This window comes from Kitasatospora sp. NPDC028055, assembly GCF_040637885.1.
Lineage (GTDB): Bacteria > Actinomycetota > Actinomycetes > Streptomycetales > Streptomycetaceae > Kitasatospora.
The window spans coordinates 23,433-50,274 of the sequence record NZ_JBEZXE010000033.1 but is presented as its reverse complement, the minus strand read 5'-3'; the positions used below and the strand labels follow the sequence as shown (position 1 = coordinate 50,274).

Here is a 26,842-nt window from a genome sequence, read left to right as displayed (position 1 = left end):
TCGGCGCCATGCCCGATGCCTTCACCGTCCTGTGGACCCACGACACCTGCCGTTCCCTCCGTAGGGAGGGCCGAGTGGGTGAACGGCCGCCCGTCGCCTACAGCGGGGTGCACCAGTCGCTGCCCGCCTGGTCGACGGCCAAGGCCGGCGACGAGGTGTACGCGCTGCACGTCAGCCGGTGCGAGGTGTTCGTGGTGAGCCGGATGCGGATCGTGGACCGGGAGCGCGGCGAGTGCTGCGGCACTGCCCCAGCGACCTGGCAGGACCCGGCTTTCCCGGGGCACGATGCCTGGTGGATGCTCGGCGCGGGCGGCTGCGGTGCGGAGGCCGTCCACGTGGACGGGACGCCCGTGCGCTTCGACCAGCGGATACCGGGCGAGCTGCTGGGACAACTCACCTGGCGCAACCAGCGGGGAAAGGTGCGGGGGTTGAAGTACCTGGTGGACGGCCGCCTCGAACGCTCCGTCAGCCTCCAGGGCTTTTACCGACTGACCCCCGAGTCGGCCGACGAGCTCGCGCAGCTCGTCGGCCCGTGACCCGGCCCGTGACTCGGCCCGTGACTCGGCCCGTGACCCGTTCGGGGTGCGGCCAGGGTGCGGTCAGTGGCGCTGCTGCCACTGGGCGCGGGTGAGCTCGTACTCGACCTCGCCGTGTTCGGAGCCGGGGATCGCGTCGGGCCAGTCGGCGGTGAAGTTCCGCAGGAACGTCAGGCCGGACTTCTCCATCACGCGCCGGGAGCGGGAGTTGACGGCCATGGTGTTCGCGGTGACGCGCTCCACCCCGAGCTCCGCGAAGCCCTTGTCGATCAGCGCCCGCGAGCCCTCAGTGGCGTAACCCTTGCCCCAGGAGGCCTGGTTGAGCCGGTAGCCGAGCTCGACGACGGCGGGGTCGTGGTCGTCGAGGGGGCGGAACTCGAACCAGCCGAGGAAGGTCCCGGTGGCCTTCTCCTCGGCGGCCCAGAAGCCGCGGGTGCCGGTGCACGGGTGGTCGTGGAGGAGGCGGGGGAGGACCTTCGCCTCGACCGTCTGCCGGCTGGTCGGCGCACCGCCGTTGATGAAGCGCATGACCTCGGGGTCGTTGTCCAGCGCGAGGAGCTGGTCGGCGTCGGCTTCGGTGAACGGACGCAGGACGAGCCGCTCGGTCTCAAGGAAGACATGCATGGCGTGATCCTGTCTGCGCACGAACGGGTGTGCCACCGGATATCCGGCGGTACATCCGGCGGCACATCCGGCAGTACACCCGGCGGCGCAGGAAGTCGGACGGGCCGACTTCCTGCGCGGATTCGGAGCCTGGCGTCTGGAGCCTGGCGCGAGGAGCACGTCGGTCCGCTGGGCGAGCGCCGTCAACCGGTGACCGGTTCCAGGCGGAGGCGTTGGTGGGGCCAGGGCGGCGCCTGCTCCGCCCGGCCGAACCAGACCCGGACGTCCTCGCCGGTGCGGACGGGGAGGGCGGGGAAGTCGTTCTCGGCGTGCTCGGTGCGGTGGTGGCAGACGGTGGCGAGCACCTCGCGGGCGCCCGGCGGCTCGGCGTGCCGCCGGGGGAGGGCGGCTGGACGCGGGCCCGGGTGCCGATCGAGTCGGTGGACCACGCCCACGGGGAGTTCCTGCGGCTGGGCGCCGAGATCGAGGTGCTGGAACCGGCCGAACTCCGCGAGCGGATCGCGGCGACGGCACGGGCGCTGGCCGCCCGCTACGGGAGCGCGGCGGAGGAGGGGTGAGGGCTCAGAGGCCGACGAAGTGGTCGAACTCGCCGTCCTTGGCGCCCAGGATCCAGGCGTTGAGCTTGACCCGGGTGGTGGTGACGACCAGGTCGGGGTGGTCGGACTCGCGGATGTAGACGAGGTCCCCGGCGGAGGCGATCTCCAGGTAGTTGGCCTCACCGACGCTGAAGCTCGACCGCTGCCAGTTGAGCTGGTCCATGAGTGCTCCTCCTGATCGTTCACAACAGCCGCAACGAGGGTACTGCTCCACGCAAGAGGGCAGCGACATCGTTTCGGTCATGTCAATTCGTACGGGTCGCTGTGCTATTCCATTGGGGTGTCAGTCGTTCCTACACTGAGACCCCGCCGCACGGGGGCTGCGGGAGCCAGGTTGCCGACGGGCCCGGGGGAGGCACGTGTGACTGACCGGGGCTGGGACGAGGACGAGACCCGGCCGTACTTCTTCCTCTCCTACGCGCACACGCCGAAGTCCGGCGCGCGGGGCGCCGGCGACCCGAACCACTGGGTGCGCCAGCTGTACCGGGACCTCTGCGAGGCGGTGCTCCAGCTCACCACCGTCCCGGCCGGGGTGCCGGTCGGCTTCATGGACGAGTCCATGCACCAGGGCGAGTTGTGGGCCGAACGGCTGTCCGAGGAACTGGCGACCTGCCGGGTGTTCGTACCGCTGTACTCCCCCCGTTACTTCAACAGCGTGCCGTGCGGCCAGGAGTGGCACGCCTTCACCCGCCGACCGGTCTACCCGGCGACCATGGACGTGGAGCGCACCAGCGGCATCGTCCCGGTGCTCTGGGCGCCGATGAGCCGTTACCGGCTGCCCAAGGTGGCCAGCGAACTCCAGTTCAACCACGCGGGGTTCGGGCCCGACTACGCCACCGAGGGCCTGTACGCGCTGATGAAGCTCAGCTACTTCCGGGCCGCCTACGAACTGGCCGTGCACCGGCTGGCGGCGCGGATCGTGCAGGTGGCGGAGGAGACGGTGATCCCGGTCGGGCGGCGGCTGGAGTTCAACGGGCTGCCCAGCGCCTTCAACGTGTCCGCCCCGACCAAGCAGCTGCGGATCTCCGTACTCACCTACCACCAGGGCGAGTTGCCGCAGGACCGCAACCCCGACTTCTACGGTGCCCGGCGCACCGACTGGCACCCGTACCGGCCGGCCGGCTCCCCCATCGCCCAGCACGCCGTACGGCTGGCGCGGCAGTTGGGCTTCCAGCCGACCGTGCACGAGTTCGACGACGAGGTGGAGTCCATCATCGAGGGCAACGCCGAGGCCCCCGGACTGCTGCTGCTGGACCGGTGGGCACTGCGCGACCCGCGCCGCCGGGAGCTGGTCCGCCGCTTCGACCGCTCCGACGCCACCTGGGTCAGCGTCCTCGAACCGTGGAACACCGAGGACCGGGAGTGCCTCGAACGGGACGGCGAGTTCAGCGGACTGAGCGACCAGACGCTGCGCAAGACCCGGCGGGCCGGGCGCCCGAGCTTCCTCGGCGTGACCGGCCCGACCGGGCTGAACAGCCTGGAGGACTTCGACGACGCGCTGCCGCGCGCCGCGATGAAGGCCAAGTACGCCTTCGAGAGCCGGACCAGGGCCGAACCGGAGGAGCCCCCGGCACCCCGGCCGAGCCTGCGCGAGGCCTTCCGCCGCGGCCCCGGGGCGTACGGGCCGGACGGCTTCGGCGGGCACCGCACCGAACCCTTCGGGCCGGACCCCTTCGACCGCGACCACGACCCCGACCGGGAGGACCGGGAGGACGGGGACGCCCGGGACGAGCGCGATCACCGTGCCGCCCCCGAGGAGCGCACCGTCCGGCTCTCCCGTGCGGACTACGCCGCCCCCGAGGAACGCACCGTCCGCCTCTCCCGCGAGGACTACGGCGCCCCCGACGACCGTACCGACCGCACCATCCGCACCGCCCGTGACGACCGCACCGCCCGTGACAACGATCGCCCCTACCGCAACGACCGTGACGACGGCGATGACCCCGATGCTGGGATGGCGCCCTTGGGAGGACCGCACCGATGAGCGACAACACCACCAGGAACCTGCGCCTCGGCGCCGCCGAACTGGCCGCCGCCCGCGAGGCCGCCCGGCAGGCCGCCGAACAGGACCGCCAGGGCCGGATCATCACCTTCTACTCGTACAAGGGCGGCACCGGCCGCACCATGGCCCTCGCCAACACCGCCTGGATCCTGGCCGCCAACGGTTTCCGGGTGCTCACCGTCGACTGGGACCTGGAGGCGCCCGGCCTCGCCAAGTTCTTCCACCCGTTCCTGGACCCGGCCTCGCTGGCCGGCACCACCGGGATGATGGACCTGATCGCCGAGTACCGCGAGGAGGCGCTGCGCCCGGTCGAGCACGCCGAGGGCTGGCACCTGGACTTCGCCCGGGTGCACCCGCACGCCCTCTCGCTCTCCTGGCCGCACTTCCCGGCCGGCGGCAGCCTGGACTTCCTCTCCGCGGGCCAGTTCAACCGGGACTACTCCGAGGCCGTCACCCACCTCGACTGGGACATCTTCTACGACCGCTTCGACGGCGGGCAGTTCTTCGACGCGCTCAAGGCCGACATGGCCAAGCGCTACGACTACGTGCTGATCGACTCCCGCACCGGCCTGTCCGACATCGCCGAGATCTGCACCGTGCAGATGCCCGACGACCTGGTGGTCTGCTTCACCCTCAGCGACCAGTCCATCGACGGCGCCTCCCGGATCGCCCAGCACATCCACGACCGCTACCGCGACCGCGGCATCCGCATCCTGCCCGTCCCGATGCGCATCGACGAGGGCGAGAAGGAGAAGGCCGACGCCGGCCGCGCCCTGGCCCGGGTGCGCTTCGACGGCCTGCCCGCCGGCTTCGGCGGCGAGGAACTCGCCGGCTACTGGGGCTCGGTGGAGATCCCGTACCGGCCGTTCTACGCCTACGAGGAGATCCTCGCTACCTTCGGCGACCAGACCGGCACCCCCACCTCGATGCTGGCCGCCTGCGAGCGCCTCACCTCGATGATCACCGAGGGCCGGGTCACCGGGCTGCCGCCGATGGACGAGGAGGTGCGGCTGCGCTACGTGGACGCCTTCACCCGCCGCCGCCCGTCCGTGCCCGCCGACCTCTACCTGTCCTACGTGCCCGAGGACCGGATGTGGGCGGACTGGATCGAGTCCGTGCTGACCAGGGCCGGCTTCCGGGTGCTGCCGCGCGACCTCAGCGCCGGCACCGACCCGCGCGAGGAGACCGAGCGCGGCATCGACTCCGCCTACCGCACGGTCGCCGTCCTCTCGCCCGCCTACCAGCGCTCCCCGCAGGCCCGGGCGCTGTGGGAGTCGGTGGTCAACTCCGACCCCTCCGGCACCCGGCGCCAGCTGCTGCCGGTGCGCGTCGGCGACGTCCGGCTCACCGCGCCGTTCAGCAACCGCAACCCGGTCGACCTGGTCGGCCGCGACGAGAACCAGTCCATCCAGAGCCTGCTGCGCGCCCTCGGCCGCGGCGACGCCGTGCTCGGCGACGCCCCCGCCGGCGGCCCGCGCTTCCCCGGCAGCAAGCCCTCGGTGTGGGACGTCCCGCCGCGCAACCCCTCCTTCACCGGCCGCGCCGCCGTCCTGGAGCAGCTGCGCAACCAGCTGCGCGGCGGTATGGCGGCCGTGCTGCCCACCCCGCAGACCCTGTACGGGCTCGGCGGCGTCGGCAAGACCCAGGTCGCGCTGGAGTACGCCCACCGGTTCATGTCCGACTACGACCTGGTCTGGTGGATCGACGCCGAGCAGACCGAACTGGTCGCCCCGGCCCTCGCCGAACTCGCCCGCCGCCTCGGCCTGCGGGTCGGCGACTCGGTCACCGAGGCCGCCGAGGCCGCCCGGGAGGCGCTGCGCCGCGGCGTGCCCACCTCCCGCTGGCTGCTGATCTTCGACAACGCCGACGAGCCCTCCGAGATCCGCCGGTTCTTCCCCGGCGGCTCCGGCCACATCCTGGTCACCTCCCGCAACCAGGCCTGGACCGGCCACGCCGAGGCGCTGGAGGTCGACGTCTTCACCCGCGGCGAGAGCGTCGAGCACCTGTGCCGGCGCGCCCGCAGCCTCTCCCGCGCGGACGCCGACCGGGTCGCCGAGGCCGTCGGCGACCTGCCGCTGGCCGTCGAGGTGGCCGCCGCCTGGCTGGACACCACCGGCACCCCGGTGGAGACCTACGTCGCCCAGCTGCACGCCGAGGCCGCCCGCGCCCTCGCCGTCGACCACCCCACCGACTACCCCACCCCGGTCGCCGCGACCTGGAACGTCTCGATCGGCCGGCTGCGCCAGCAGTCCCCGGCGGCCGTCCGGCTGCTCCAGCTGTGCGCCTTCTTCGCACCCGAGCCGATCTCGATGAACCTCTTCTACAGCGACCAGATGATCCGGGCGCTGGTGAAGTACGACGCCGACCTCAGCGACAAGTTCATGCTCGGCAAGGTCATCCAGGCGATCGGCCGGTACGCGCTGGCCAAGGTCGACGCCGGCAGCAACAGCTTCCAGGTGCACCGGCTCGTCCAGGCAGTGATCCGGGCCGGGATGACCGACGACGAGCAGGAGATCGCCGTCCACGAGGTGCACCGCATCCTCACCGGCGCCCGGCCCGTCCTCGGCGACACCGACGACCCGGCCAACTGGCCCGCCTTCGACGAGATCTGGCCGCACCTGTCGCCCTCCAAGGCGCACAACTGCGACGAGGCCGACACCCGCCAGCTGCTCATCGACCGGGTCCGCTACCTGTGGAAGCGCGGCGAACTCGACCGCGCCCGTGACCTCGGCCACGCCCTCGACGCCGAGTGGACCAGCAAGCTCGGCGAGGACGACCGGCAGACCCTGCTGCTGCGCTTCCAGCTCGCCAACGTGCTGCGCTCCCAGGGCAACTACGCCGAGGCACTGGCCCTGGACGAGGCCACCCTGGAGCGCCAGCGGGTGCTGCTCGGCGAACACCACCCGTACACCCTGATGACGGCCGGCTCGCTCGGCGCCGACCGGCGGGCGCTCGGCCGCTTCCAGGCCGCGCTCGACCTCGACCAGGAGATCCTGGAGCAGTTCCGCGAACTGTTCGGCGACGACAACCCGCGCACCCTGTCGATGGCCAACAACCTGGCCATCGACTACCGGCTGGTCGGCAACAGCGAGGCCGCCCGCGAACTCGACCAGGAGACCCTCGACCGGCGCACCGCCGTCCTCGGCCCCAAGCACCCCTACACCCTCTCCACCAAGTCCAACCTGGCCCGCGACCTGCGCGAACTCGGCGACTACCGCGGTTCGGTGGACCTCCTCCAGGAGGTCACCGCCGACCTCGGCGACGTCCTCGACCCGGACCTCCCGGAGAACCTGCGCAACGCCAAGTCGCTGGCCGTCTCGCTGCGCCGGATCGGCCAGCTCGCCGAGGCCCGCCGGATCACCAAGGAGACCTACGAGCGCTACCTGGAGCGCTACGGCGCCGACGCCCCCGACGCGCTCGCCTGCGCGCTCAACCTGGCCGCCGACCACAGCGCCTCCGGCGACAAGGAGGCCGCCCGCGACCTCTGCGCCACCGTCTTCGAGGGCCACCGGCGGCTGTTCGGCGACGAGCACCCGTTCACCCTGGCCTGCGCCAACAACCTGGGCATCTACCTGCGCGGCAGCGGCGACGTCCAGGGCGCCATCGAGCGCGGCCGGCTCACCGTCGACGGGCTGACCCGCTCGGTCGGGGCGGAGCACCCGTACACCCTCAACGCGGTGATCAACCTGGCCAACGCCTACGGCGACGACGGGCAGACCGACCTCGCCGAACAGCTCGGCCGGGCCGCCTACGCGGGACTGTGCGCGCGCTACACGCCGCAGCACCCGGACGCGGTCGCCTGCGAGGCCAACCTGGCGATCACCCTGCGCTCGGCCGGCCGGCACACCCAGGCCGCCGAACTGCGCGCCCGGGCGATCTCCGAGCTGATCCGGCAGTTCGGCGAGGAGCACCCCAACACCGTCTCCGCGCGCGGCTGGAAGCGGATCAACCGCGACCTGGAGCCGCAGCCGGTGTGACCGGGGGAGGGGCGGGGTACGCTGCCGAGCCATGAGTACCCTGCCCCCCGTCCTGGTCACCCGGCACCCCGCGCCCGGCGTCTTGGAACGGCTCACCGACCGGTACGCCGTCACCGTGCGCGAGACCGACGAGGAGCTGGACCGGGCCGAACTGCTCGCCGCCGTCCGCGGGCGCCGGGCCGTGCTCACCACCCTCAACAACCGGGTGGACGCCGAGTTCCTGGACGCCGCCGGCCCCCAGCTGGAGATCGTCGCCAACCACGCGGTCGGCTACCACAACATCGACCTGGCGGCCTGCGCCGAACGCGGCGTCATCGTCACCAACACCCCCGGCGTGCTCACCAACGCCACCGCCGAGACCGCCTGGGCGCTGCTGCTGGCCGCCGTCCGCCGGCTCGGCGAGGGCGAGCGGCTGCTGCGTTCCGGCACGCCCTGGACCTGGAGCCCGAACTTCCTGCTCGGCCTGGAACTGGCCGGTACCCCGCTCGGCGTGCTCGGGATGGGCCGGATCGGGCAGTCGGTGGCCCGCCGGGCCGCCGCCTTCGACATGCCGGTCAGCTACCACAACCGCCGCGCCCTGCCGCCCGAGCAGGCCCACGGCGCCGAGTGGAAGCCGCTGGAGGAACTGCTCGCCACCTCCACCGTGCTGGTCGTCACCTGCCCCTGCACCGAGGAGACCCGGCACCTGCTGGACGCCCGCCGGCTGGCCCTGCTGCCGCCCGGGGCGGTGGTGGTCAGCATGACCGCCGGCGTGGTGGACGAGGAGGCGCTGGCCGCCGCCCTGGAGTCCGGCGCGCTGTTCGCCGCCGCCGTGGACAACTTCGAGCACGAGCCGGAGGTCCCGTCCGCGCTGCTCGCCCAGGAGCGCGCGGTGCTGGTCCCGCACCTGGGCAGCGCCACCGTGCGGACCCGGCAGGCGATGGGCGGCCTGGCGGTGGACAACATCCTTGCGGTGCTGGGCGGTTCCGAGCCGCTGACCCCGGTCAAGGCCTGACCGGCCGGGCGTCCGGAGCCGCTACCCGGTTCGTTCGGCGACGCTACCGGTTCGTTCGGAGCCGCTACCGGCTTGTTCGGAGCCGCTACCCGGCCGCCCAGGCCAGCGCCGTGGTCATCACCCGGAACGCCCCGAAGTGCGCCGCGCCGGGCTCCAGGAAGAGCTCGGCGCCCGGGATGTGGTCGGCCAGCCAGCGCGAGTGGTCCACCGGCGAGAACTGGTCGTCCGCGCCGTGCCACAGCCAGGTCGGCACCCCGATCGACCCGACGTCGAAGCCCCAGTCGGCGGTGAAGGCCAGCACGTCGTCGATCCAGCCGTCCGCGCCGTGCCGGAACGCCTCCCGGTAGTTGCTCTGCAGCATCCGCCGCAGCCCGCTGTCCGCCACCACCTCCCGGTCGGCGGGGGAGAGTTCGGTGCGCAGCCCGTTCAGCAGCCGGACCGGGTCGTCCTTGATCTGCCGGGAGCGGAACTCCATCGCGTCGGCGATCCGGCTGTGCCCGCGTTCCGCCTCCCGGTAGGCCCGGACGTTGGACGGGGTCATCCCCGCGTACCAGTCCAGGCCGGTCGCGTTCCGCGGCGCCAGCCCCACCAGCACCGCCACCCGGCTGACCCGCCCCGGCAGCATCGCCGCGCAGGCCAGCGCGTGCGGGCCGCCGCCGGAGCGGCCCAGCACCGCGAAGTCGCCCAGCCCCAACTCGTCGGCGATGGTGCGCACGTCGGCCGCCGCGTGCGACACCCGGCGGCCGAACAGCCGGGTCGAGTCGCCGTAGCCCGGCCGGTCGTAGGAGATCAGCCGCACCCCCAGCCGGTACAGCACGGTGCTGCGCGGATGCGGTCCGACCCGACTGCCCGGCATGCCGTGCAGCAGGAACACCGGACGGCCGCGCGGGTCGCCGAGGGACTCCACGGCGAGGGCGCGACCGTCCGCCGCTTTGACCATCCGTAACGCCACGCGTTCCTCCTCAGTGCTCCCGGTCGGTGGTGGTGCGCACCTCCCGGCGGGCCTGCCAGGTGGTGTGCTCGCGGGACACCGCGTCCTCGGCGTCCCGGGCCAGCCGGGCCCAGATCTCCTCGGCGTCCATCGACTCCAGGTCCAGCCGGGCGAGTTGCAGGCGGATCAGCTCCAGCTCCTCGGCGGCCAGCCCGTACGCGGCGGCCAGCGGGCGGTACTGGCGCAGCTGCGCCCAGGCGGTGACCGAGGCGGCCACCGCCGACACCGTGCCCAGCGCGTCGTAGGTGAAGGCGCCGAGCGCCCGCAGCACCGCCAGCGCCAGGCCCAGCGCCGGCAGCAGCACCCCCAGCACGCCGGTCCAGTAGCCGGCGCGGGCGCAGTAGCGGGCCTTCTCGCGGTACCAGTCGTGCTGCACCCGGATCCGCTCGTTCAGGTACACCTCGCGGCGCACCGCCAGCGGCTGCCCGCGCAGGTCGCGCATGGCCGGGGTGATGTCCACCCCGGTCGCCGGCACCGCCACCGGGCCGTCCCGGAACGCGGCCAGCACCCGGGCGAGTTGGAAGCGGTACAGGCCCTCGGCGTCCGGCAGGCTGTGCGGCGGCGGCTGGTAGGCGTCCGCCCGGACGGCGAACTTCCAGGCCAGCGTCTTCACCGACTCGGCGGCCGCCCGGCCCTCGTACCAGAGGCCCTGCGGGTTCTGCCGGCCGATCACCACGGCCAGTGCCATCGCGCCCAGGTAGGCCGCGGCGGCCGGCCAGGCCCAGGGCTCGCCGTCGGCCGAGCCGGTCGCGGCCGCGACCAGCAGCAGGAGCAGCTCCCAGGCGCAGAGCAGCACCGAACGGCGCTGGCCGCGCAGCGAGGCCGCGTCGGCGGCCCAGAAGAACTCGGGCAGCAGCTCCCGCTCGCGCACCCACCCGGTCCGTCCCGCACCAGACGCCATGCTCGGCCCCCACCCGTCGCTCCGGTCCCTCCGCTCTCCTGCCCCGGGCGGGTCGCCGGTACGCCTGGCCGTGGCCGGGGCGCCGCGCAATGGCCGGGAAGGCCCGGTGGATTGTCCGGTACGCCCCGTGGTCGGACGGTCGCGGGCCGTCAGCAAGGAGTCGCCGGCAGGTGTGATCGGCAGTAGCTGTGGCCGCCGGTGGCTGTGGTCGTCGGTGGGTGCGGTCGTCGGTGGGTGCGGTCGTCAGTAGGTGTAGAGGATGCGCTCGGCGTTGTCGGCCATCTGCTTGGCGTTCCACTCGGTGCCCCCCGGGACGTTGCCGGAGCGGAACAGCGGCGGCGCGGCGGCGTCCCCGGCGGCCGCCCGGTCGGCCAGCCGGCCGACCGCGGAGGCCACCACGGCCTGCATCAGCGCGCTGGTGACGATGGTGGAGACCGGGCCGAAGGAGGTCTCGGCGCCCGGGTGGGTCAGCTCGCCGTCGCCCACCGCGACCTTGCTGTCCAGCACCACGTCGCAGTGGTCCTTGAGGTACGTGCCGGAGGGGTGCGCCGAGGGCACCTCGTCGGGGTAGGCCAGCGAAGTCACCCCGATCACCTTGAGGCCGCGGTCCCGGGCGTACCGGGCCAGCTCGACCGGCATCACCTGGCGGCCGGAGAGCGAGATCAGGAACAGCAGGTCCCCGCTGGTCGCCGGAGTCAGGTCCAGGGTCGAGGTGGCCAGCCCGGACACCCGCTCCAGCGCGCTGGCCAGCGGTGCGGGCATCATCGTCACCCCGGCCATCCCGGGCACGTTCAGCAGGTTCATCGGGACCAGCCCGCCGGCCCGGTAGACGACGTCCTGGGCCGGCAGCGAGGAGTGCCCGGCGCCGAAGGTGAACACCCGGCGGCCCTCGGTGATCGCCTCGGCCAGCAGGGCGGCCGCCGCCTCGATGGTGTCGGACTCCTCCGCGCGGACCCGGTTCAGGTGGGCGATCGCGGCGTCGAAGTACCGGCCGACCAGGTCGTTCATCGGTTGCCTTCGCTCTCTGCCGGTGGGGGCGCCGGCCGGGTGGGGCGGCCTGGATGGCCCGGACCGCCAGTGGAGAAAGCTACGGCGAGCACGGTCGCGCCCCGGCGGCACCGCTGTCAACAGGAACGAAAAGCGGTCCCGGAAACCCCGGGGCGGGCCCGGTTGTCGGTGCGGTACGTCAGAATTGGCGGTGAGGACACCGAAGAACGGAGCCAGCGGCGATGTCTGGGCTGATCGACACCACTGAGATGTACCTTCGCACCATCCTGGAACTGGAGGAAGAGGGCATCGTCCCGATGCGGGCCCGGATCGCGGAGCGCCTGGAGCAGAGCGGCCCCACGGTCAGCCAGACGGTCGGCCGGATGGAGCGCGACGGGCTGCTCCAGGTCGCCGGGGACCGCCACCTCGAACTGACCGAGGAGGGCCGCCGGCTCGCGGTGCGGGTGATGCGCAAGCACCGCATCGCCGAGTGCCTGCTCGTCGACGTGATCGGCCTGGAGTGGGAGCAGGTGCACGAGGAGGCCTGCCGCTGGGAGCACGTGATGAGCGAGACGGTCGAGCGCAAGGTGCTCGCCATGCTCGGCCACCCGACCCAGTCCCCGTACGGCAACCCGATCCCGGGGCTGGACGAGCTGGGCGACACCAAGGCCGAGGGCGAGGGCTTCGACGCCGCGCTCGTCCCGCTGGACGCCGTCAAGCCGGGCGAGGCCGGGGCGGACGTGGTGGTCCGCCGGATCGGCGAGCCGATCCAGACCGACAGCGAGCTGATGAGCACCCTGCGCCGGGCCGGCGTCCGGCCGGGCTCCACGATCAAGGTGACCGTCGGCACCGGCGCCGGCGGCGTGCTGGTCGGCACCGGGGACAACGCGGCGGAGCTGGGCAAGGACATCGCCCAGCACGTCTTCGTCGCCCAGGCCTGACCTCGCGCCCGACCGGGCCCGGTCACCTCGCTCCGTACGGCGGTCCGGAGGCTCCGCGTGACGGCCTGGGAGCTCCGGTGACGGTCGGGGCCCGCTGCTCCCCGTGCAGCGGGCCCTTCCCGTCCCTCCCCGGCTCCCTCCCTGTCCCCTCCGGCCCCTCCCGTTCCCTCCCGCCCCTCCACCGCCTCGCCCGGCTTCCCCGTCCGAGCGACCCTTCCGGCGACCCCACACACCGCAATTCCTCCCCTCGGCCGATCATGGCAATCCTTGAGCGCTGTCACTCGTACGAGGGGCTTTCCCGGTTGACCAGCGGGTAGACCGAGGCCTTATCCGCACATGCGTGTGACGGGCCCCGCCTCCGGTGGGAGACAAGGCCCGTCACTCGCGCGCGTTGTGTCGCGCGGTGCACGCCCTCACCCGATCGGCGCAGGGCGGCAGGCTTTCGGCCGTTCAGACGCCGGCCGGCTGGGCGGCCTGGAGTGGCTGGGCGGGCGCCTCGCGGCCGCAGGCGTAGGCGAGCGGGCTGATCAGCTCGGCGGCGTCCGGCAGCCAGCGGTTGGACTCGGAGGGGGAGCGCGCCCACTGGGCGTAGCCGGTGGAGCCGATCCGCGAGGGCGGGGCGACCGTCCAGTCCCCCTCGCCGCGGGCGACCAGGTCCAGCCGCCCGGGCGGCCAGCCGAGCTTGCGGAGCATCTCCGGCAGCTTGGCCGCGACCCCGGGCAGCACCAGGAAGTGCAGCCGCCGCCCGAGCCGGCCGGGCGAGCTGGGCAGCACCACGACCGGGCCGAGCTGGAGGCCCATCCGCTCCATCCGGGCCAGCGCCAGGCACCCGGCGGTCTCCGGCACGTCCAGGACGTCGAAGGACCGGCCGGTGGGCAGCAGGATCGAGGCCTTGGGCCGTTCGGTCCACCAGCGCCGCACCGCACCCGGCCCGGCGCTCGCCTTGCGGGCCCAGTCCGCGTCCAGCGGGTGGGCGCCCGGCTGGGGGCAGCGCTGGTCGCCGCAGGAGCAGTGGGAGGGTCCGTCGCCGTCGATCAGCCAGGCGCCCGGGGCCACCTCCCAGTGGCGGTTCTCGGCGTAGTTGACGGCTTCGATCAGCAGCGGGGGCAGGCCGGCGTTCTTGTCCTGGCCGGGGGCGTCGGGGATGTCTTCCACGGGCTGCTCAACTACCGTGCGTGAGGCTGGTTACGGCCCGAGGGGCCCCGGTCGGCCGCATCCCGGCAATGTCACCCGAACCGGTGACTCAAGCGAGTTGGGGCGGGCGGAGGCAGGCGCAGCGGGGGCGCACGGAAGCATTCCCCAGGGCGCGTGGGGGGTGCGGTTCGTCACCGTGGGTATCCCGCTGGCGTTGCTGATCGCTAACCTGGTGTCAGATTCCTTGGACGGTCGGACAGTCGGCAACAGATCAGCACATCGTCGCCCGCCGGCCGGGACCGGAGGGTGTGGGGAGGCGAAGCCCAATGGCCGCGAGACCACTCGTCGCACGACAGCCCAACGAGCGCCTGCAGCAACTGATCCAGGAGGCCAGTTGCTCCAACGCCGGCCTGGCCCGCAGGGTCAACCTGTGCGGCGCGGAGCACGGACTGGACCTGCGCTACGACAAGACCTCCGTCGCCCGCTGGCTGCGCGGGCAGCAGCCGCGCGGTCAGGCGCCGGCCGTGATCGCCGAGGCGCTCGGGCGCAAGCTCGGCCGCAGCGTGTCGGTCGAGGAGATCGGCATGGCCGACGGCAAGAACCTCAGCTCCGGCATCGGGCTGCAGTTCGCGCCGACCCTGAACGCGGCCCTGGAGCAGGTGTGCGAGCTGTGGCGCAGTGACGTCGGCCGGCGGGACTTCCTCACCGGGGCGACGGTCGCCGCCTCCGCGCTGGTGGAGCCCAGCCGGGACTGGCTGATCACCCCGCCCGACCCGGTGGTGGCCCGCACCGGCGGCCCCCGGGTCGGCCCCACGGACGTGGCCGCGATCAAGGCGACCACCGCGATGCTGGTCGACCTGGACCACCGCTTCGGCAGCGGCCATGTGCGCCCGGTGGTCGTGCACTACCTCAACTCGGTGGTCTCCGGCCTGCTCGGCGGCGCCTACCGGGAGGAGACCGGCCGCCAACTCTTCGCCGCGGTGGCCCGGTTGACCGAACTGGCCGGCTACATGGCGGTGGACACCGGGCAGCCCGGACTCGCCCAGCGCTACTACATCCAGGCCCTGCGGCTCGCCCAGGCCGCCGACGACCGCGGCTACGGCGGCTACGTGCTGGCCGCCTCGATGAGCCACCTGGCGGCGACCCTCGGCAACCCGCGGGAGATCGCCCAGCTCGCCCGCGCCGCCCAGGAGGGCGCCCGTACGGTGGCCACCCCGACGGCGATGGCGATGTTCTACGCCGCCGAGGCCCGCGGCCACGCCCTGCTCGGCGACGCCCGCTCCTGCGAGGCGGTGTCGGCCAAGGCGCTGGAGATGATGGAGAAGCGCCGCCCCGAGGACGACCCGGACTGGATCGCCCACTTCGACGACGCCTACCTCGCCGACGAACTCGCCCACTGCCACCGGGACCTCGAACAGGCCGGGCCGGCCGAGCACTACGCCCGCCGGGCGCTCGACCTGCACCCGCCGACCCGGGTCCGCCGCCGCGCGGTGGACCTCGTGCTGCTCGCCACCGCCCAGCTCCAGCAGCGCGACCTGGAACGCGCCTGCGAGACGGGCACCCAGGCGGTGCGGCTGCTCAGCGGGCTGCGCTCCAACCGGGGTGTGGAGTACCTGGACGAGTTCCGGCGCCGGCTGGAGCCCTACCGGGAGCAGCGGGTGGTGCGCGAGTTCCACGCCAGGGCGGACGCGGAGGCGGCCTGACCGTCGTCCGTGCAGGGAGCGTGTGGGAATGTCCCGCCCGCGTGGTCACCCGATGGGGCGAACCGGTAGCGTGGGCGCGACGTCCAAGGAACTGTGATGCTCCCAAGAACCGACGAGATGTGGTCCGCCGCCAGTGCGCGGTCCTGCACAGGTGAGGAATCGCGTTGAGTCAGCGCCGCTCGTACAACTCGGGTGACTTCAACCTGGACGACCTGTTCCGCCCCGAGCCCGGCCAGCCCCAGGGCCAGCCGGGCCAGCAGCAGGGCCCCACGGCCGTGCCGCCGGTGGGCCGGCCGTCCGGGCAGCCCGAGTACCTGGGCGAGGGCGCGCAGGCGCCGCCCACCCAGGCGATGCCCCCCCAGCAGCCCGCCTGGGGCGCACCGCCGCAGGCCGGTTACGGCGCCCCGCCGCAGGCCCAGCCGGCCCCCGAGACCCAGCACCTGCCGCCGTACCCGGCCGGCGACCCGCAGGGCGGCTACCCGGCGCCGCAGCCCGGCTACGGCGTCGCGCCGCAGGCCGCGCCCGGCTACCAGGGCTACCCGCAGGCCGCGCAGCAGCAACCGCAGCAGCACCAGCAGCAGCAGTCGCACCAGCCGGGCTACCCGGCGCAGGGCTACGCCCAGGACGGGTACGGGCCGGACGGCTATGGGTCCGACGGCTACGGGCCGGACGGCTACCGGCCGGACCAGGACGCCACCCAGGCGGGGCGCGGCGGCCGCGGCGGCCGGTCCTCCAACAAGCTGGTCATCGGCGGCGTGGTCGCGGGCTTCGCGGCGGCCGGTGTGCTGGTCGCCGTGCTGATGAGCGGTGGCGACGACACCACCAAGGGCGGCCAGAAGACCGCCCCGGTCGCGGCCACCGGCGGCACCGCCACCGGCGCGGCGAGCGCGAGCGGCTCCGGCGCCGCCGTCGACCCGGAGGTCAAGGCGCAGGCCCAGCCGCTGTCCGACCTGCTGGGCACCGCGAGCGACAGCCGCAGCGCGGTGGTCTCGGCGGTCGCCTCGGTGCAGAAGTGCGACAAGCTCCCCGACTCACAGCAGGCGCTGGCCGCCGCGGCCGGCAAGCGGCGCGAGCTGCAGACCAAGCTCGGCCAGTTGAAGACCGACAAGCTGCCCGGCGGCCAGCAGCTGGTCGAGCAGCTCAACGCCGCCTGGACGGCCTCCGCCCAGGCCGACGACGAGTACGCGGCCTGGGCGGGCGACGCCCAGTCCTCCTGCGACCCGAAGAAGCCGGACACCGGCAACCAGCACTACAAGAACGCCGTGCAGGCCAGCGGCACGGCGACCACCGCGAAGAAGCAGGCCTCGACCCTGTGGAACACGATCGCCACCCAGGCCGGCCTGCCCAGCCGCGGCGACGGCGACCTGTAGCGGACCCCGGAACGCCGGAGGGCGGGCCCGCGCAGGGCCCGCCCGTCCGTGTGCGGTGCGGGAGCAGGGTGGATCAGGACGGGGAGCGGGCCCCGGTGAGGACCCAGCGGACATCCACGAAGCCCGGCTGCTGCAAGGTCATTCGACCGTTCCTGACCACCTGGTAGGTGACCCAGGTGTTGACCAGCCGGGGCGACTCGGTGCTGGGCAGCATGTTGGTGGTGCCCCAGTTCAGCGGCGGGGTGAGGCCGACGTCGATGCCCTCGCCGCTGTCCAGCAGGGCGTCGACGGACTTCGCCTCGACCGGCTTACCGGCCGCGGTGAGCTTCTCCACCACCACCCGGAACACCTCGTAGGCGACCCAGGTGGTCTGCACGCCCGGGTCGGAGACGTCGACGGAGTGCCCGTCGGTGGCCTGGGAGCGGACCACCGCGCGCAGCCCGTCCCAGGTCTTGGCCGACTCCGGCGGGTACCAGCTGGTGACGAACGCGCCGGCCAGCGGGCCGGAGTCGCCGCCGGTGGAGTCGACCACCGACTGCTGGACGCTGCCGATCACCGAGGCGATCCGGGTGTTCCGCACGTTCTGCCGCCGGTAGGCGTCCAGCAGGTTGCCCGTCGGCTCGGAGGTCAGGGCGCTGGTGACGCAGTTGCCCGGGTCGTCCCTGCCGATCGCCTTGCGGACCACCTGGCTGTAGTCGGAGGACTGCTCGGGCGCCTTGACGTCCAGCAACTTGATGCCGGCCGGCTTGAGCGCGTTGCCCAGGTAGCCGAGCAGGTTGTCACCGGCCGGGGTGTCCGGGCGGATCAGCGAGACGGCCTTGCAGCCGGCGTCGACCAACTGGCGGCCGCTGCCCGCGATCAGCGCGGGCATGCCGCCGTCCACCGGGTAGGACAGCGGGCTGGAGAACTCCGGCTGGGAGAGGCCGTAGCCGCCGATCAGCGGGATGCCGGCCCGCTCCAGCACCGGCATGAAGGCGTCGCCCCACTGGCTGTAGGAGCCGAGCACGGCCACCGCCTTGGCGTCCACCGCCTGCTGGGCGCAGGACTTGGCGCCGTCGGCGGTGTTGTGCTCGTTGCAGGTGATCACGTGCAGCCGGTGACCGCTCAGACCGCCCTTGACGTTGACGTCCCGGCCGATCGACTCGGCGAGCGCGGTCATGCCGGGACGGTCCGCGGAGCCGGTGCCGGACGGGGCCCAGGTCATCACGGTCAGCTCGTCGGCGGCGGTGGAGGCCCCGGCCGGTCCGCCGCACGCGGAGGCCGAGAAGAGGGTGGGGAACAGCACCGCGGCGGTCACCGCGGCGGCGATCGGACGGCGCGGGCGGCGTCCGCTGATCGTGGGACGGGCCCGGGACGAGTCCCTTCGGCTGGTCATCGGTCTTCCCTCTCTGGGGCGCCATCCGGCGCACCGGGGGACAGCCAAGCCCCGGAGCCGCAAGCCGAGAGGGACGAAATGTGAACGCCCGGCCAACGGACACCGAAATCCGGGTCGGTACGCGTGTAGATCGCGAGTGGAGCACGAACAGACGGGGAACGTACGATCGTTCACCATGTCCGCCAGCACAGATTCTTCGCACCGGTCCGCCCGAAACCCTTCTCGTCCGGGCCACCGCTCCAGCACGATGGGCGGCATGCCGCTCAACGACCTGCCCTGGTGGCGCTGGCGAGCCCGACTCCGCTCGGCGCTGCACATGCTGTCCGACCCCGGTTTCCAGCACGAGGCCTGGCTCACCGGCCGGGAGGGCTACGGGGACGTGACCGACGCCGTCTACCGGCTGGTCGAGGACACCTGGCTGGACCGCTGGTCCGCCGAGAAGTACGTGGGCACCATCTTCCGCGACTCCGCCGAGGCCGCGCTGGTCGACGTCGCGGTGCTGCGCGCGGTCCAGATGCTGCACGAGGTCGGCGCCGACGCCCCGGCCTCCGCCTACCTCGGCCACCCCGGCTGGCCGGAGACCGTCCGGGCCGCCCGCGAGGCGCACGTCGCCCTCGCCGCCGGGGACGGGGACGACCCGGACGCGGCGCCCAAGTCCCTCGACGTGCTGCGGATCCTGACCCAGGTCTGACCCAGGTCCGACCCAGGTCCGAGGCGGGGCCCGAGCCGTGGTCCGAGCCGGGGCCCGAGGCGTACCGCCGGTCGGCGCCGTCCCGCAGTACGGGCAGCGGGGCGGCGACTGTCCAGGATGTGACACGCTGGACCATTCACGCACGCGCGTCACGCATTCGTACGACCTCAGAACGGGATACCCGCAGTGGAACAGCAGCCGGCCAGCGCCCAGTACGTCCTCACGCTGTCCTGCCCCGACAAGCAGGGCATCGTCCACGCTGTCTCCAGCTACCTCTTCATGACCGGCTGCAACATCATCGACAGCCAGCAGTTCGGGGACGGGGACACCGGACTGTTCTTCATGCGGGTGCACTTCTCCGCCCCCGAGCCGGTCACCGCCGACAAGCTGCGGGCCAGCTTCGCCGCGATCGGCGCCTCCTTCGGGATGGACTGGCAGATCCACCCGACCGAGCAGCGGATGCGGATCGTCCTCATGGTCAGCAAGTTCGGGCACTGCCTGAACGACCTGCTCTACCGCACCCGGATCGGCGCCCTGCCGGTGGAGATCGCCGCGGTGGTCTCCAACCACACCGACCTCCAGGACCTCACCGAGAGCTACGGCATCCCCTTCCACCACATCCCGGTCACCCGGGACACCAAGGCCGAGGCGGAGCGGCAGCTGCTCGACCTGGTCGAGAAGGAGAACGTCGAACTGGTCGTGCTGGCCCGCTACATGCAGGTGCTCTCCGACCAGCTGTGCACCGAGCTGTCCGGCCGTGTGATCAACATCCACCACTCCTTCCTGCCGAGCTTCAAGGGCGCCAAGCCGTACCACCAGGCGCACGCCCGCGGCGTGAAGCTGATCGGCGCGACCGCGCACTACGTCACCGCCGACCTCGACGAGGGCCCGATCATCGAGCAGGAGGTGGCCCGGGTCACCCACGACGTCAGCCCGGACCAGCTGGTCGCGCTCGGCCGGGACGTCGAGTGCCAGGCGCTGGCCCGCGCGGTCAAGTGGCACAGCGAGCACCGGGTGCTGCTGGACGGGACCAGGACGGTCGTCTTCGCGTAGGCGACGGTCGTCCGCGCGCGAGCAACTGTGGTCCGCGCGCAGGCGCTGCAGGAGCGTTACGGCCGCGCCAGCAGCGGCAGCGCGTGCAGCACCTGGCGCACCGCGGCCCGGTCGCCGTGCTCGCCCACCGGCAGCCGGTCCGGGTCCCGGTGCGCGGCCGCCAACTGGCACAGCTCCAGGCCGTCCAGCACCATCGAGGCCACCGGCTCCCCGGCGGCGGGCCCGCTCGGCCAGGCCTGGCCGGCCGGTCCGCTCGGCCTGCTCGGTCCGCCGTCCAGCGGCACCAGCCACTCGCCGGCCGCCGGACCGTCCACCACCAGCCGCACCCGCCGAACGGTCCGACCGTCCCCGGACGGCGCCCCGGCGGACGCGGGCTGCGCCGCGCGCAGCCCCGCCAGCGCCCGCGGCAGCAGCCGGACCACCAGCTCCACCATCTGCCGCAGGTGCTGCGGCGCCGGCGGAGCGTACGGGTACGCCACCGCGCGGGCCACGTCCTCGCCGTGCACGAAGCACTCCAGGGCGCGCTCCACGAAGGCGTCGCGCAGCGGCAGCACCGCGAAACCGAGGTCGACCGGGGTGCTGCCCTGCGGGGCCAGCGCGGCGCTGCGCACCAGGTCGTGGGTCTGCTGCCGCCACCGGGCGCGTACCGACCGGGGCGGCAGACCGGCCTGGTCGGCGAGCAGCCGGGCGGTCCGCGCCGCGTCCGCCGCGTACCGGCCGCCCTGCGGGGGCACCCGCGGTACCGGGACGGCCGCCTCCTGCGGCGGTACCCGCCGCTCCGCGGCCGGTACCGGCCCGGGCCCGGCGGCGGCCGGCACCGGGTCGGGCAGGCCGAGGGCGAGCGCCAGGAAGCCGTCCGCCGCGGTCAGCCGGCCCAGCACCTCGGCCGGGCGCAGCAGTTCGGTGCCGCCGTGCCACGGCAGTTCGGCCACCTCCTGCCACTCCTCCGGGCCGAGGTCGCGCAGCAGGGCGTCCAGCTTGGCGGTCTCCGCGGTGTACGGCATCCCCCAGGCGGGGACGGGCAGTTCGGCCGGGCGGCGGGCCAGGCACCAGTCCAGCACCTGCTGGCGCAGCGAACCGGGCTGGTCCAGCGGCTCGTCCAGGGACAGCCAGCCGGCCGCCTCGCGCAGTCGGTCCGCCTCGTCGGCGCACTCCGGGCAGGCCGGCAGGTGCTGCTCCAACTCGGCGGCCTCGCGCGGCGGGCAGGCGCCCAGGGACCAGGCGCCGAGCAGCGAGCGCAGGGCGTCGTGCCGCTCCTCGCTCATCCGCCCGCGCACCTCTCGACGGTTCGCACGCTCACCTTCACCTGCCCTCGTTCCCGTTCCCGTCCGCGTTTTCCTGGCGGGCGCGTTCGTCGGCCAGTTCGGTGGCCAGCAGCTCCAGCCCGAGCCGCATCCGCTGCTTGGCGGCCTGCTCGCTGATGCCGAGCAGTCGGGCCGTCTCCTGGTAGGTGCGGCCGTCGTAGTACGTCACCGCGATGGTCTCACGCAGGGGTTGGGGCAGGGAGTCGACCACGTACTGCATGCGCGCGGCGGTGGCGACGGCCCGGATCTCCTGCTCGGCCGCCCCGCCGTGCTCCGGCGCCAGTTCGGAGCCGCGCCGCGCCCGCAGCCGTTCGACCGCGCGGCGGTGGGTGAGCGCGCCCAGCCAGGAGCGCAGCGAGCCCCGGTCGGGGTCGAAGTCCTCGGGGTGCTCCCAGACGTGGGCGAAGACCTCCCTGGTGAGCTGGGCGGCGGCCGCCTGGTCGGCGAGTATCCGGCCGGCCAGGCCGTGCACCATCGGGGCGAGCCGGTCGTACAGTTCGCCGAGCGCGGTCTCCTCGCCGCGGGCGAGGCGTCGCTGCAACTGCTCGTCCCAGCGCGGGATCCGGTCCGGGGCGGCCATCGAGAACCACCCTCCTGCCCGGTTCGCTGGCGTTACCCAACGGTATCCCCTGGCCGGTCCGCGGCGGGAGGGATTCGGGCAAGAACGGAACCCGCCCTCGTGGTTCGCCGCCGCTGCCGCTGTTCGAGAACCGCTGGACATATGTCGCACGGGTGGTTCGCGAGTGGCGGGCGGGGCGGCGGGAGTGTCCGGCGGTAGGTTCCCGCCCAGGGCGGGTCCGAACAGGCCCCGCGGGACCGGCGTCGGCCCGGGCCGGACGAGTGCCGGTGCGAGGCTCGCGAGAGTGAACGGGACAGTATGCACTGCCCTGTCCCCCGATCGCCGGAATATGCCCGAAGCGCTTGCTGCGGTCCGTCCGCCCACCCATCCTGAGGCGTATTCGTGTCGCGGCCGTTGTGCGACTGACGAGTTGACGCGGGCGAGTGGCGCGGGCGGGCGGACGGGTCGGCGAGCGCCCGGGTGGGCCCCGGGTGGCACCGGGCGAAGTGCGAGGGCCCCGCCGGCCGGCTGATCCGGCCCGATCGGGACGTTGGCCGAACTGCGAGTGCAGGTGGTGGAGCGGTGCAGGTTCTTCAGGTACAGCTTGCGGTGCAGGCGGACCCCGCCGAGGTCGGCCGGGCCCGGCGCTGGGTGCGCTCGCGGCTGCTGAACCACGGGGTGGACCCGGACGCGCCGATGTCCGAGACGGTGGTGCTGGTGGTCTCGGAACTGGTGACCAACGCCGTGGTGCACACCGGCTGTCCGGCCGTGCTGAGACTCTGTCTGCCGGTGGCCGAGGGCCCGGCGCAGGACGCTCCGCCCGGCCCGCTGCGGGTGGAGGTGGCCGACGCGAGCCAGGCCGCCCCGGCCCCCCGGCACGCCGGGGCGGACGAGGACGCCACCAACGGCCGCGGACTGGAACTGGTCGAGCTGCTCTGCGACCGCTGGGGCTGGTACCCGGACGGTTCGGGCAAGCGGGTCTGGTGCGAGATCGGCGCCGGGGCGCGGCCGGTCGATCCGATGGCGGGCGTGGACTGGGCGGCGCTGGCGCAGTAGCGGCCTCCGGCGACGATCACCGGCCGAAAGCTGACGCAACCATTCCGAATTTCCGACTACCCATTGACGTGACGTATCCGACTGATCACGCTTGGGTGCGGCTCCCGTTGCGAGGGGACGCCGAGGGAACGTCCGTCCGCCGTCACGGTGCTGCTGTCCAGGGGGATCGCGTCAGCAGGGGGGATCGTGGACTGCCGGTCGCGGACGGATCCTCGGCGAGTGCGGAGGGCCCGGCGCGGGTTCAGGGCCCGCGTGCCGTGATCGGACGGCGGCCCGGCACGCTGCGCTCGGTGCGCAGGCGGCCGGCCGTCGTCCGTGGTGCCGCTCCGGACGATCGAATTCCGGCCACGCGTCCGGCTCCTGCCGGGCGTCGGTCGCCCTGGATCGCTCCCGGTCCCGGCGCCAGTCGCCCGCGGTGGCGCTGCCGTTGGTGCCGTTGGTGCCGTTGCTGCCGTTGCTGCCGTTGCTCAGAGCGGGGCGGTCCGGAAGGTGCGCCGGTAGGCGCTCGGGGCCACGTCCAGCCGGCCGCGCAGCTGCAACCGCAGTGAGGCGGCGGTGCCGAAGCCGGACTCCCGGGCGACCTGGTCGATCGACAGGTCGGTGCGTTCCAGCAACTGCCGTGCCCGCTCGGTGCGCTGGGTGGTGATCCACTGGCCGGGGCTGGCGCCGGTCTCCTCGCGGAAGCGCCGGGTGAAGGTCCGTACGCTCATGCCCGCCCGCTCGGCGAGCCGGTTCAACGGCAGCGGCCCGTCCAGGTGTTCCAGCGCCCAGGCGCGCACGGCGGCGGTGCCGGCGCCCCCGGTCTCCACCGGGCTCGGGGCCTCGACGTACTGCTTCTGGCCGCCGTCGCGCCAGGGCGGCACCAGGCAGTTGCGGGCCACCGCGTTGGCCACCGCGCTGCCGTGGTCGCGGCGCACCACGTGCAGGCAGAGGTCCACCCCGGCGGCCACCCCGCCGGAGGTGAGGACGTCGCCGTCGTCGGTGTAGAGCACGTCGGGGTCGAGCAGCACCCGGGGGAACTGCCGGGCGAAGCGCTCGGTGTAGCGCCAGTGGGTGGTGGCCGGGCGGCCGTCCAGCAGGCCGGCAGCGGCCAGGATGAAGGAGCCGGTGCAGATCGACACCAGCCGGGTGCCGGGCCGGATCCGGGCCAGCGCGGCGGCCAGCTCCGGGGTGAAGCAGGCGTCGGCGACGGCCGGGGCGGAGTCGGCGGAGGCCGGGATCACCACCGTGTCGGCCCGCGCCAGCAGTTCGGGCCCGTGGTCGACCATGACCCTGAAGTCGGCGCTGGTGGCGACCGGTCGGCCGTCCAGGGTGCAGGTGGCCACCTCGTAGAGGGGTTGCCCGGCCGGGCCCTTGGCGCTGCCGAAGATGCGGGCGGGGATGCCGAGTTCGAAGGCGATCACGCCGTCCAGGGCGAGTACCGCGACCAGGTGTGCCATGGGCTCCCCTCGGGTGTCGGTGGGTCCGGGCCAGCGTACGCCCGGTCGTGGCCCGAATCTTGCGAAAGCTGTCATTCAGGCCACTCGTCGGGGCCCCGGCCGCCCGGAACACTCGTTCGCGTGACCGAACGCAGCGCCCTCACCCCCACACCCGTCCCCGATCCCACCGCCTCCGCTCCGATCGCCTCCGATCAGATCGCCTCCGATCAGATCGCCTCCGAGCGGCCCGCCCCCGCCAGGCGTGCCCGGGTGCACTACGCCTGGGTGGTGGCCGGGGTCGCCCTGCTGGTCCTGCTCGGCTCGGCCGGGTTCCGCTCCACGCCGAGCCTGATGATGGACGCCCTGCACAACGAGTTCGGCTGGTCGCTCGGGACGATCGCCAGTGCCACCTCCGTCAACCTCACCCTCTACGGCCTCACCGCCCCCTTCGCCGCCGCCCTGATGGACCGTTTCGGCGTGCGCCTGGTGGTGGTGTGCGCGCTGCTCACCATCTCGGTCGGCGCCGGCCTCACCATGCTGATGCGCCAGCCCTGGCAGCTGATCCTCTGCTGGGGCGTGCTGGTCGGCCTCGGCAGCGGCTCGATGGCCGGCGCCTTCGCCACCACCATCACCGGCCGCTGGTTCCAGGCCCGCCAGGGCCTGGTCACCGGGGTGCTCACCGCCGCCGGGGCAGCTGGGAACCTCGTCTTCCTGCCGGTCGGCGCCTGGCTGGTCGAGCAGCACGGCTGGCGCTCGGCCGTGGTCGTGGTCTCGCTCGCCGCCAGCGCCGTCGCCGTGCCCGTCCTGCTGCTGATGCGCGAGCGCCCCGCCGACCTCGGCCTGCTCCCGTACGGCGCCACCGAGGCCCCGCCCGAGCCGGCCCGGGACGGCCGCGCCCTGGCCCGCACGCTGCGGGTGCTGCGCGACGCCGCCCGCACCCGGCCGTTCTGGCTGCTGGCCGGCTCCTTCGCGATCTGCGGCGCCACCACCGCCGGCCTGGTCGGCACCCACTTCATCCCGGCCGCGCACGACCACGGCATGCCCGTCACCACCGCCGCGAGCCTGCTCGCCCTGATCGGCGTGTTCGACGTGGTCGGCACCGTGTTCAGCGGCTGGCTCACCGACCGGGTCGACTCCCGTCTGCTGCTCACCGTCTACTACGGGCTGCGCGGCGTCTCCCTGCTCCTGCTGCCGCAGCTGCTGGCCGGCTCGCTGCACCCGCCGATCCTCGCCTTCGTCGTCTTCTACGGCCTGGACTGGGTGGCCACCGTGCCGCCGACCGTCGCGCTCTGCCGCCGGCAGTTCGGCGACGACGCCCCGATCGTCTTCGGCTGGGTGCTCGCCGCCCACCAGATCGGCGCGGCCGTCGTCGCCGGGCTGGCCGGGCTGGCCCGCGACGCGCTCGGGAACTACGACCTCACCTGGTACGGCGCCGGCGCGCTGTGCGCGGTCGCGGTCGGCCTCTGCCTGGCACTGCGCACCGGGCGGCGGGGCGACCGGGCGGTGCCCGCCCTGTCCTGAGCCGGGCGGGTCGGGGCGGCCGGCTGGGACGGACGTACGTCTGGCACCTCCGGTACATCCGGTATCGCTGGTACGGCCGTCCAGGCCGTCGGAACGGAGGACTAGGCTCCGCATCCATGGCGCTCACCTTCACCCTCGACCCGAAGCCCGACCCCGACCTGCGCACCGCCGTGGTCCGGCTGTGGACGGACGTGACCAACGCCGGCGGCGCGGTCGGCTTCGTGGCCCCGGTCACCGAGGACGAGGTCTGGGACACCGCCGACCGTCAGTTCGCCGGGCTCGCCCCGGACGGCCCCGACCGCCTCCTGGTCGCGCACGAGAGCGCGACCGGCCGACTGGTCGGGGTGCTGTTCTTCGCCTCGATGCGCTTCGAACCGATGGAGCACTGGCGGATGCTCAAGCGGGTCATGGTGCACCCCGACTTCCAGGGCCTCGGCCACGGCGCCGCGCTGCTCGCCGAGGCCGAGCGGGTGGCCCGCGCCTGGGGCCTGGAGTCGCTGCGGCTCACCGCGCGCGGCGGCCTGGGGCTGGAGCGCTTCTACGCCCGCTGCGGCTACCGGGAGGTGGGCCGGGTGCCGGCCGCGATCCGGGTCGCCCCCGGGGACGACCGCGACGACATCACCATGTGGCTGGACCTGCGCCGACCGGCCGCCGAGGAGGGACGTCGGCCCCCTGGCCCGCGCCCGGTGTCAGGCATGCTTGACTGGGAGACCCGCCCCGGCTCGAACCAGAAGGATGTGTCCCAGTGAGCAGCAACGGCCCGCAGAAGTCGCACGCCACGCTCCGCTACACCTCCATGCGAGCCAGCATCTTCCTCGGCTGCCTGCTGGTGGCCCTGCTGCTCGGGCACTTCCAGGTCATCCCGGTGAGCGGCGAGGCCGGGATGGTCTTCCTGTTCCTGCTGGCCGCGATCGCCTCCGCGCCGCTCAGCTACGTGCTGCTGAGCAAGCAGCGCGACGAGATGTCCTCCCAGATCACCACCAAGGTCGCCGGGATGCGCAGCCGCACCGCCGACCGGATCGCCGCGCAGAACGCCGAGGAGGACGCCGTGGACGACGCCGTCCGCGCGGCGGCCTCCCGGCAGAGCTGACCCGGGGCGCAGCCCGCCG

General features: G+C 73.6%; 24 protein-coding genes and 1 pseudogene. 14 read left to right on the top strand and 11 right to left on the bottom strand.

Annotated elements, in window-relative coordinates; genetic code table 11:
- Positions 1 to 8: 8 nt before the first annotated feature.
- Complete coding sequence (locus AB0F71_RS27470) at positions 9 to 536, top strand: hypothetical protein (protein WP_360239258.1); 528 nt, start codon at positions 9 to 11, stop codon at positions 534 to 536.
- Positions 537 to 599: 63 nt separating this feature from the next.
- Here AB0F71_RS27470 and AB0F71_RS27465 read toward each other — a convergent pair whose 3' ends face one another.
- Positions 600 to 1,160, bottom strand: a complete 561-nt coding sequence (locus AB0F71_RS27465) for a GNAT family N-acetyltransferase (protein ID WP_360239255.1) — start codon at positions 1,158 to 1,160, stop codon at positions 600 to 602.
- Between the two features lie 182 nt (positions 1,161 to 1,342).
- Positions 1,343 to 1,504: a hypothetical protein gene (locus AB0F71_RS27460; protein WP_360239252.1), complete on the bottom strand. Its 162-nt coding sequence runs from the start codon at positions 1,502 to 1,504 to the stop codon at positions 1,343 to 1,345.
- Positions 1,505 to 1,546: 42 nt separating this feature from the next.
- Here AB0F71_RS27460 and AB0F71_RS27455 point away from each other — a divergent pair.
- Positions 1,547 to 1,717: pseudogene (locus AB0F71_RS27455) on the top strand (WYL domain-containing protein); the annotation flags it as partial.
- 4 nt (positions 1,718 to 1,721) lie between these two features.
- On the opposite strand, the gene AB0F71_RS27450 reads toward AB0F71_RS27455, so the two are convergent.
- Positions 1,722 to 1,919: a DUF397 domain-containing protein gene (locus AB0F71_RS27450; RefSeq protein ID WP_360239249.1), complete on the bottom strand. Its 198-nt coding sequence runs from the start codon at positions 1,917 to 1,919 to the stop codon at positions 1,722 to 1,724.
- Positions 1,920 to 2,117: 198 nt separating this feature from the next.
- Here AB0F71_RS27450 and AB0F71_RS27445 point away from each other — a divergent pair, with 198 nt between their 5' ends.
- From AB0F71_RS27445 to AB0F71_RS27435, 3 genes are all read left to right on the top strand, one after another.
- Positions 2,118 to 3,740 carry a TIR-like protein FxsC gene (locus AB0F71_RS27445; RefSeq protein ID WP_360239246.1) on the top strand — a complete coding sequence of 541 codons (1,623 nt, stop codon included), beginning with the start codon at positions 2,118 to 2,120 and terminating at the stop codon, positions 3,738 to 3,740.
- Positions 3,741 to 3,880: 140 nt separating this feature from the next.
- Positions 3,881 to 7,735, top strand: a complete 3,855-nt coding sequence (gene fxsT, locus AB0F71_RS27440) for an FxSxx-COOH system tetratricopeptide repeat protein (RefSeq protein WP_360239386.1) — start codon at positions 3,881 to 3,883, stop codon at positions 7,733 to 7,735.
- A 31-nt stretch (positions 7,736 to 7,766) separates the two neighbouring features.
- Positions 7,767 to 8,729, top strand: a complete 963-nt coding sequence (locus AB0F71_RS27435) for a D-glycerate dehydrogenase (RefSeq protein ID WP_360239243.1) — start codon at positions 7,767 to 7,769, stop codon at positions 8,727 to 8,729.
- Positions 8,730 to 8,814: 85 nt separating this feature from the next.
- Here AB0F71_RS27435 and AB0F71_RS27430 read toward each other — a convergent pair whose 3' ends face one another.
- The 3 genes from AB0F71_RS27430 to AB0F71_RS27420 all read right to left on the bottom strand — a co-directional run bounded on the left by AB0F71_RS27430 (position 8,815) and on the right by AB0F71_RS27420 (position 11,629).
- Positions 8,815 to 9,669 carry an alpha/beta hydrolase gene (locus AB0F71_RS27430; protein WP_360239383.1) on the bottom strand — a complete coding sequence of 285 codons (855 nt, stop codon included), beginning with the start codon at positions 9,667 to 9,669 and terminating at the stop codon, positions 8,815 to 8,817.
- Between the two features lie 22 nt (positions 9,670 to 9,691).
- Positions 9,692 to 10,591 carry a DUF4231 domain-containing protein gene (locus AB0F71_RS27425; RefSeq protein WP_360239240.1) on the bottom strand — a complete coding sequence of 300 codons (900 nt, stop codon included), beginning with the start codon at positions 10,589 to 10,591 and terminating at the stop codon, positions 9,692 to 9,694.
- A 273-nt stretch (positions 10,592 to 10,864) separates the two neighbouring features.
- Positions 10,865 to 11,629 (bottom strand): SIS domain-containing protein, encoded by a 765-nt coding sequence (locus AB0F71_RS27420; protein ID WP_360239237.1) that lies wholly within the window; start codon positions 11,627 to 11,629, stop codon positions 10,865 to 10,867.
- A gap of 221 nt (positions 11,630 to 11,850) precedes the next feature.
- On the opposite strand from AB0F71_RS27420, the gene AB0F71_RS27415 reads away from it, so the two are divergent.
- Positions 11,851 to 12,549, top strand: coding sequence for a metal-dependent transcriptional regulator (locus AB0F71_RS27415; protein WP_360239234.1), 699 nt, complete (start codon positions 11,851 to 11,853; stop codon positions 12,547 to 12,549).
- 450 nt (positions 12,550 to 12,999) lie between these two features.
- On the opposite strand, the gene AB0F71_RS27410 is transcribed toward AB0F71_RS27415, so the two are convergent.
- Positions 13,000 to 13,704 carry a bifunctional DNA primase/polymerase gene (locus AB0F71_RS27410; protein WP_360239231.1) on the bottom strand — a complete coding sequence of 235 codons (705 nt, stop codon included), beginning with the start codon at positions 13,702 to 13,704 and terminating at the stop codon, positions 13,000 to 13,002.
- 305 nt (positions 13,705 to 14,009) lie between these two features.
- On the opposite strand from AB0F71_RS27410, the gene AB0F71_RS27405 reads away from it, so the two are divergent.
- The gene (locus AB0F71_RS27405; protein WP_360239228.1) at positions 14,010 to 15,386 is read left to right on the top strand and encodes a transcriptional regulator; all 1,377 of its coding nucleotides are present in this window, start codon (positions 14,010 to 14,012) and stop codon (positions 15,384 to 15,386) included.
- Between the two features lie 164 nt (positions 15,387 to 15,550).
- On the top strand, positions 15,551 to 16,756 hold the full coding sequence (locus tag AB0F71_RS27400) for a hypothetical protein (protein ID WP_360239225.1): 1,206 nt from the start codon (positions 15,551 to 15,553) through the stop codon (positions 16,754 to 16,756).
- Positions 16,757 to 16,829: 73 nt separating this feature from the next.
- Here the strand turns inward: AB0F71_RS27400 and AB0F71_RS27395 are convergent, their stop codons facing one another.
- On the bottom strand, positions 16,830 to 18,131 hold the full coding sequence (locus tag AB0F71_RS27395) for an ABC transporter substrate-binding protein (RefSeq protein WP_360239222.1): 1,302 nt from the start codon (positions 18,129 to 18,131) through the stop codon (positions 16,830 to 16,832).
- 256 nt (positions 18,132 to 18,387) lie between these two features.
- Between AB0F71_RS27395 and AB0F71_RS27390 the strand changes: the two genes are divergently transcribed.
- Both AB0F71_RS27390 and purU read left to right on the top strand, forming a co-directional pair.
- On the top strand, positions 18,388 to 18,822 hold the full coding sequence (locus AB0F71_RS27390; protein WP_360239219.1) for a hypothetical protein: 435 nt from the start codon (positions 18,388 to 18,390) through the stop codon (positions 18,820 to 18,822).
- A 186-nt stretch (positions 18,823 to 19,008) separates the two neighbouring features.
- Positions 19,009 to 19,875, top strand: coding sequence for a formyltetrahydrofolate deformylase (purU, locus tag AB0F71_RS27385; protein WP_360239216.1), 867 nt, complete (start codon positions 19,009 to 19,011; stop codon positions 19,873 to 19,875).
- A 56-nt stretch (positions 19,876 to 19,931) separates the two neighbouring features.
- On the opposite strand, the gene AB0F71_RS27380 is transcribed toward purU, so the two are convergent.
- Positions 19,932 to 21,140, bottom strand: a complete 1,209-nt coding sequence (locus AB0F71_RS27380; RefSeq protein ID WP_360239213.1) for a zf-HC2 domain-containing protein — start codon at positions 21,138 to 21,140, stop codon at positions 19,932 to 19,934.
- 37 nt (positions 21,141 to 21,177) lie between these two features.
- Positions 21,178 to 21,759: a sigma-70 family RNA polymerase sigma factor gene (locus tag AB0F71_RS27375; RefSeq protein ID WP_360239210.1), complete on the bottom strand. Its 582-nt coding sequence runs from the start codon at positions 21,757 to 21,759 to the stop codon at positions 21,178 to 21,180.
- Between the two features lie 561 nt (positions 21,760 to 22,320).
- On the opposite strand from AB0F71_RS27375, the gene AB0F71_RS27370 reads away from it, so the two are divergent.
- Positions 22,321 to 22,794, top strand: a complete 474-nt coding sequence (locus AB0F71_RS27370) for an ATP-binding protein (RefSeq protein WP_360239207.1) — start codon at positions 22,321 to 22,323, stop codon at positions 22,792 to 22,794.
- 467 nt (positions 22,795 to 23,261) lie between these two features.
- On the opposite strand, the gene AB0F71_RS27365 is transcribed toward AB0F71_RS27370, so the two are convergent.
- Positions 23,262 to 24,233 (bottom strand): helix-turn-helix domain-containing protein, encoded by a 972-nt coding sequence (locus AB0F71_RS27365; protein WP_360239204.1) that lies wholly within the window; start codon positions 24,231 to 24,233, stop codon positions 23,262 to 23,264.
- A gap of 195 nt (positions 24,234 to 24,428) precedes the next feature.
- Here AB0F71_RS27365 and AB0F71_RS27360 point away from each other — a divergent pair, with 195 nt between their 5' ends.
- The 3 genes from AB0F71_RS27360 to AB0F71_RS27350 all read left to right on the top strand — a co-directional run bounded on the left by AB0F71_RS27360 (position 24,429) and on the right by AB0F71_RS27350 (position 26,823).
- Positions 24,429 to 25,733 carry an MFS transporter gene (locus AB0F71_RS27360; RefSeq protein WP_360239380.1) on the top strand — a complete coding sequence of 435 codons (1,305 nt, stop codon included), beginning with the start codon at positions 24,429 to 24,431 and terminating at the stop codon, positions 25,731 to 25,733.
- A gap of 116 nt (positions 25,734 to 25,849) precedes the next feature.
- Positions 25,850 to 26,482, top strand: a complete 633-nt coding sequence (locus AB0F71_RS27355) for a GNAT family N-acetyltransferase (protein ID WP_360239201.1) — start codon at positions 25,850 to 25,852, stop codon at positions 26,480 to 26,482.
- Positions 26,479 to 26,823, top strand: a complete 345-nt coding sequence (locus AB0F71_RS27350; RefSeq protein WP_360239198.1) for a DUF4229 domain-containing protein — start codon at positions 26,479 to 26,481, stop codon at positions 26,821 to 26,823. The genes AB0F71_RS27355 and AB0F71_RS27350 overlap by 4 nt, the downstream gene beginning before the upstream one ends.
- Positions 26,824 to 26,842: the final 19 nt, after the last annotated feature.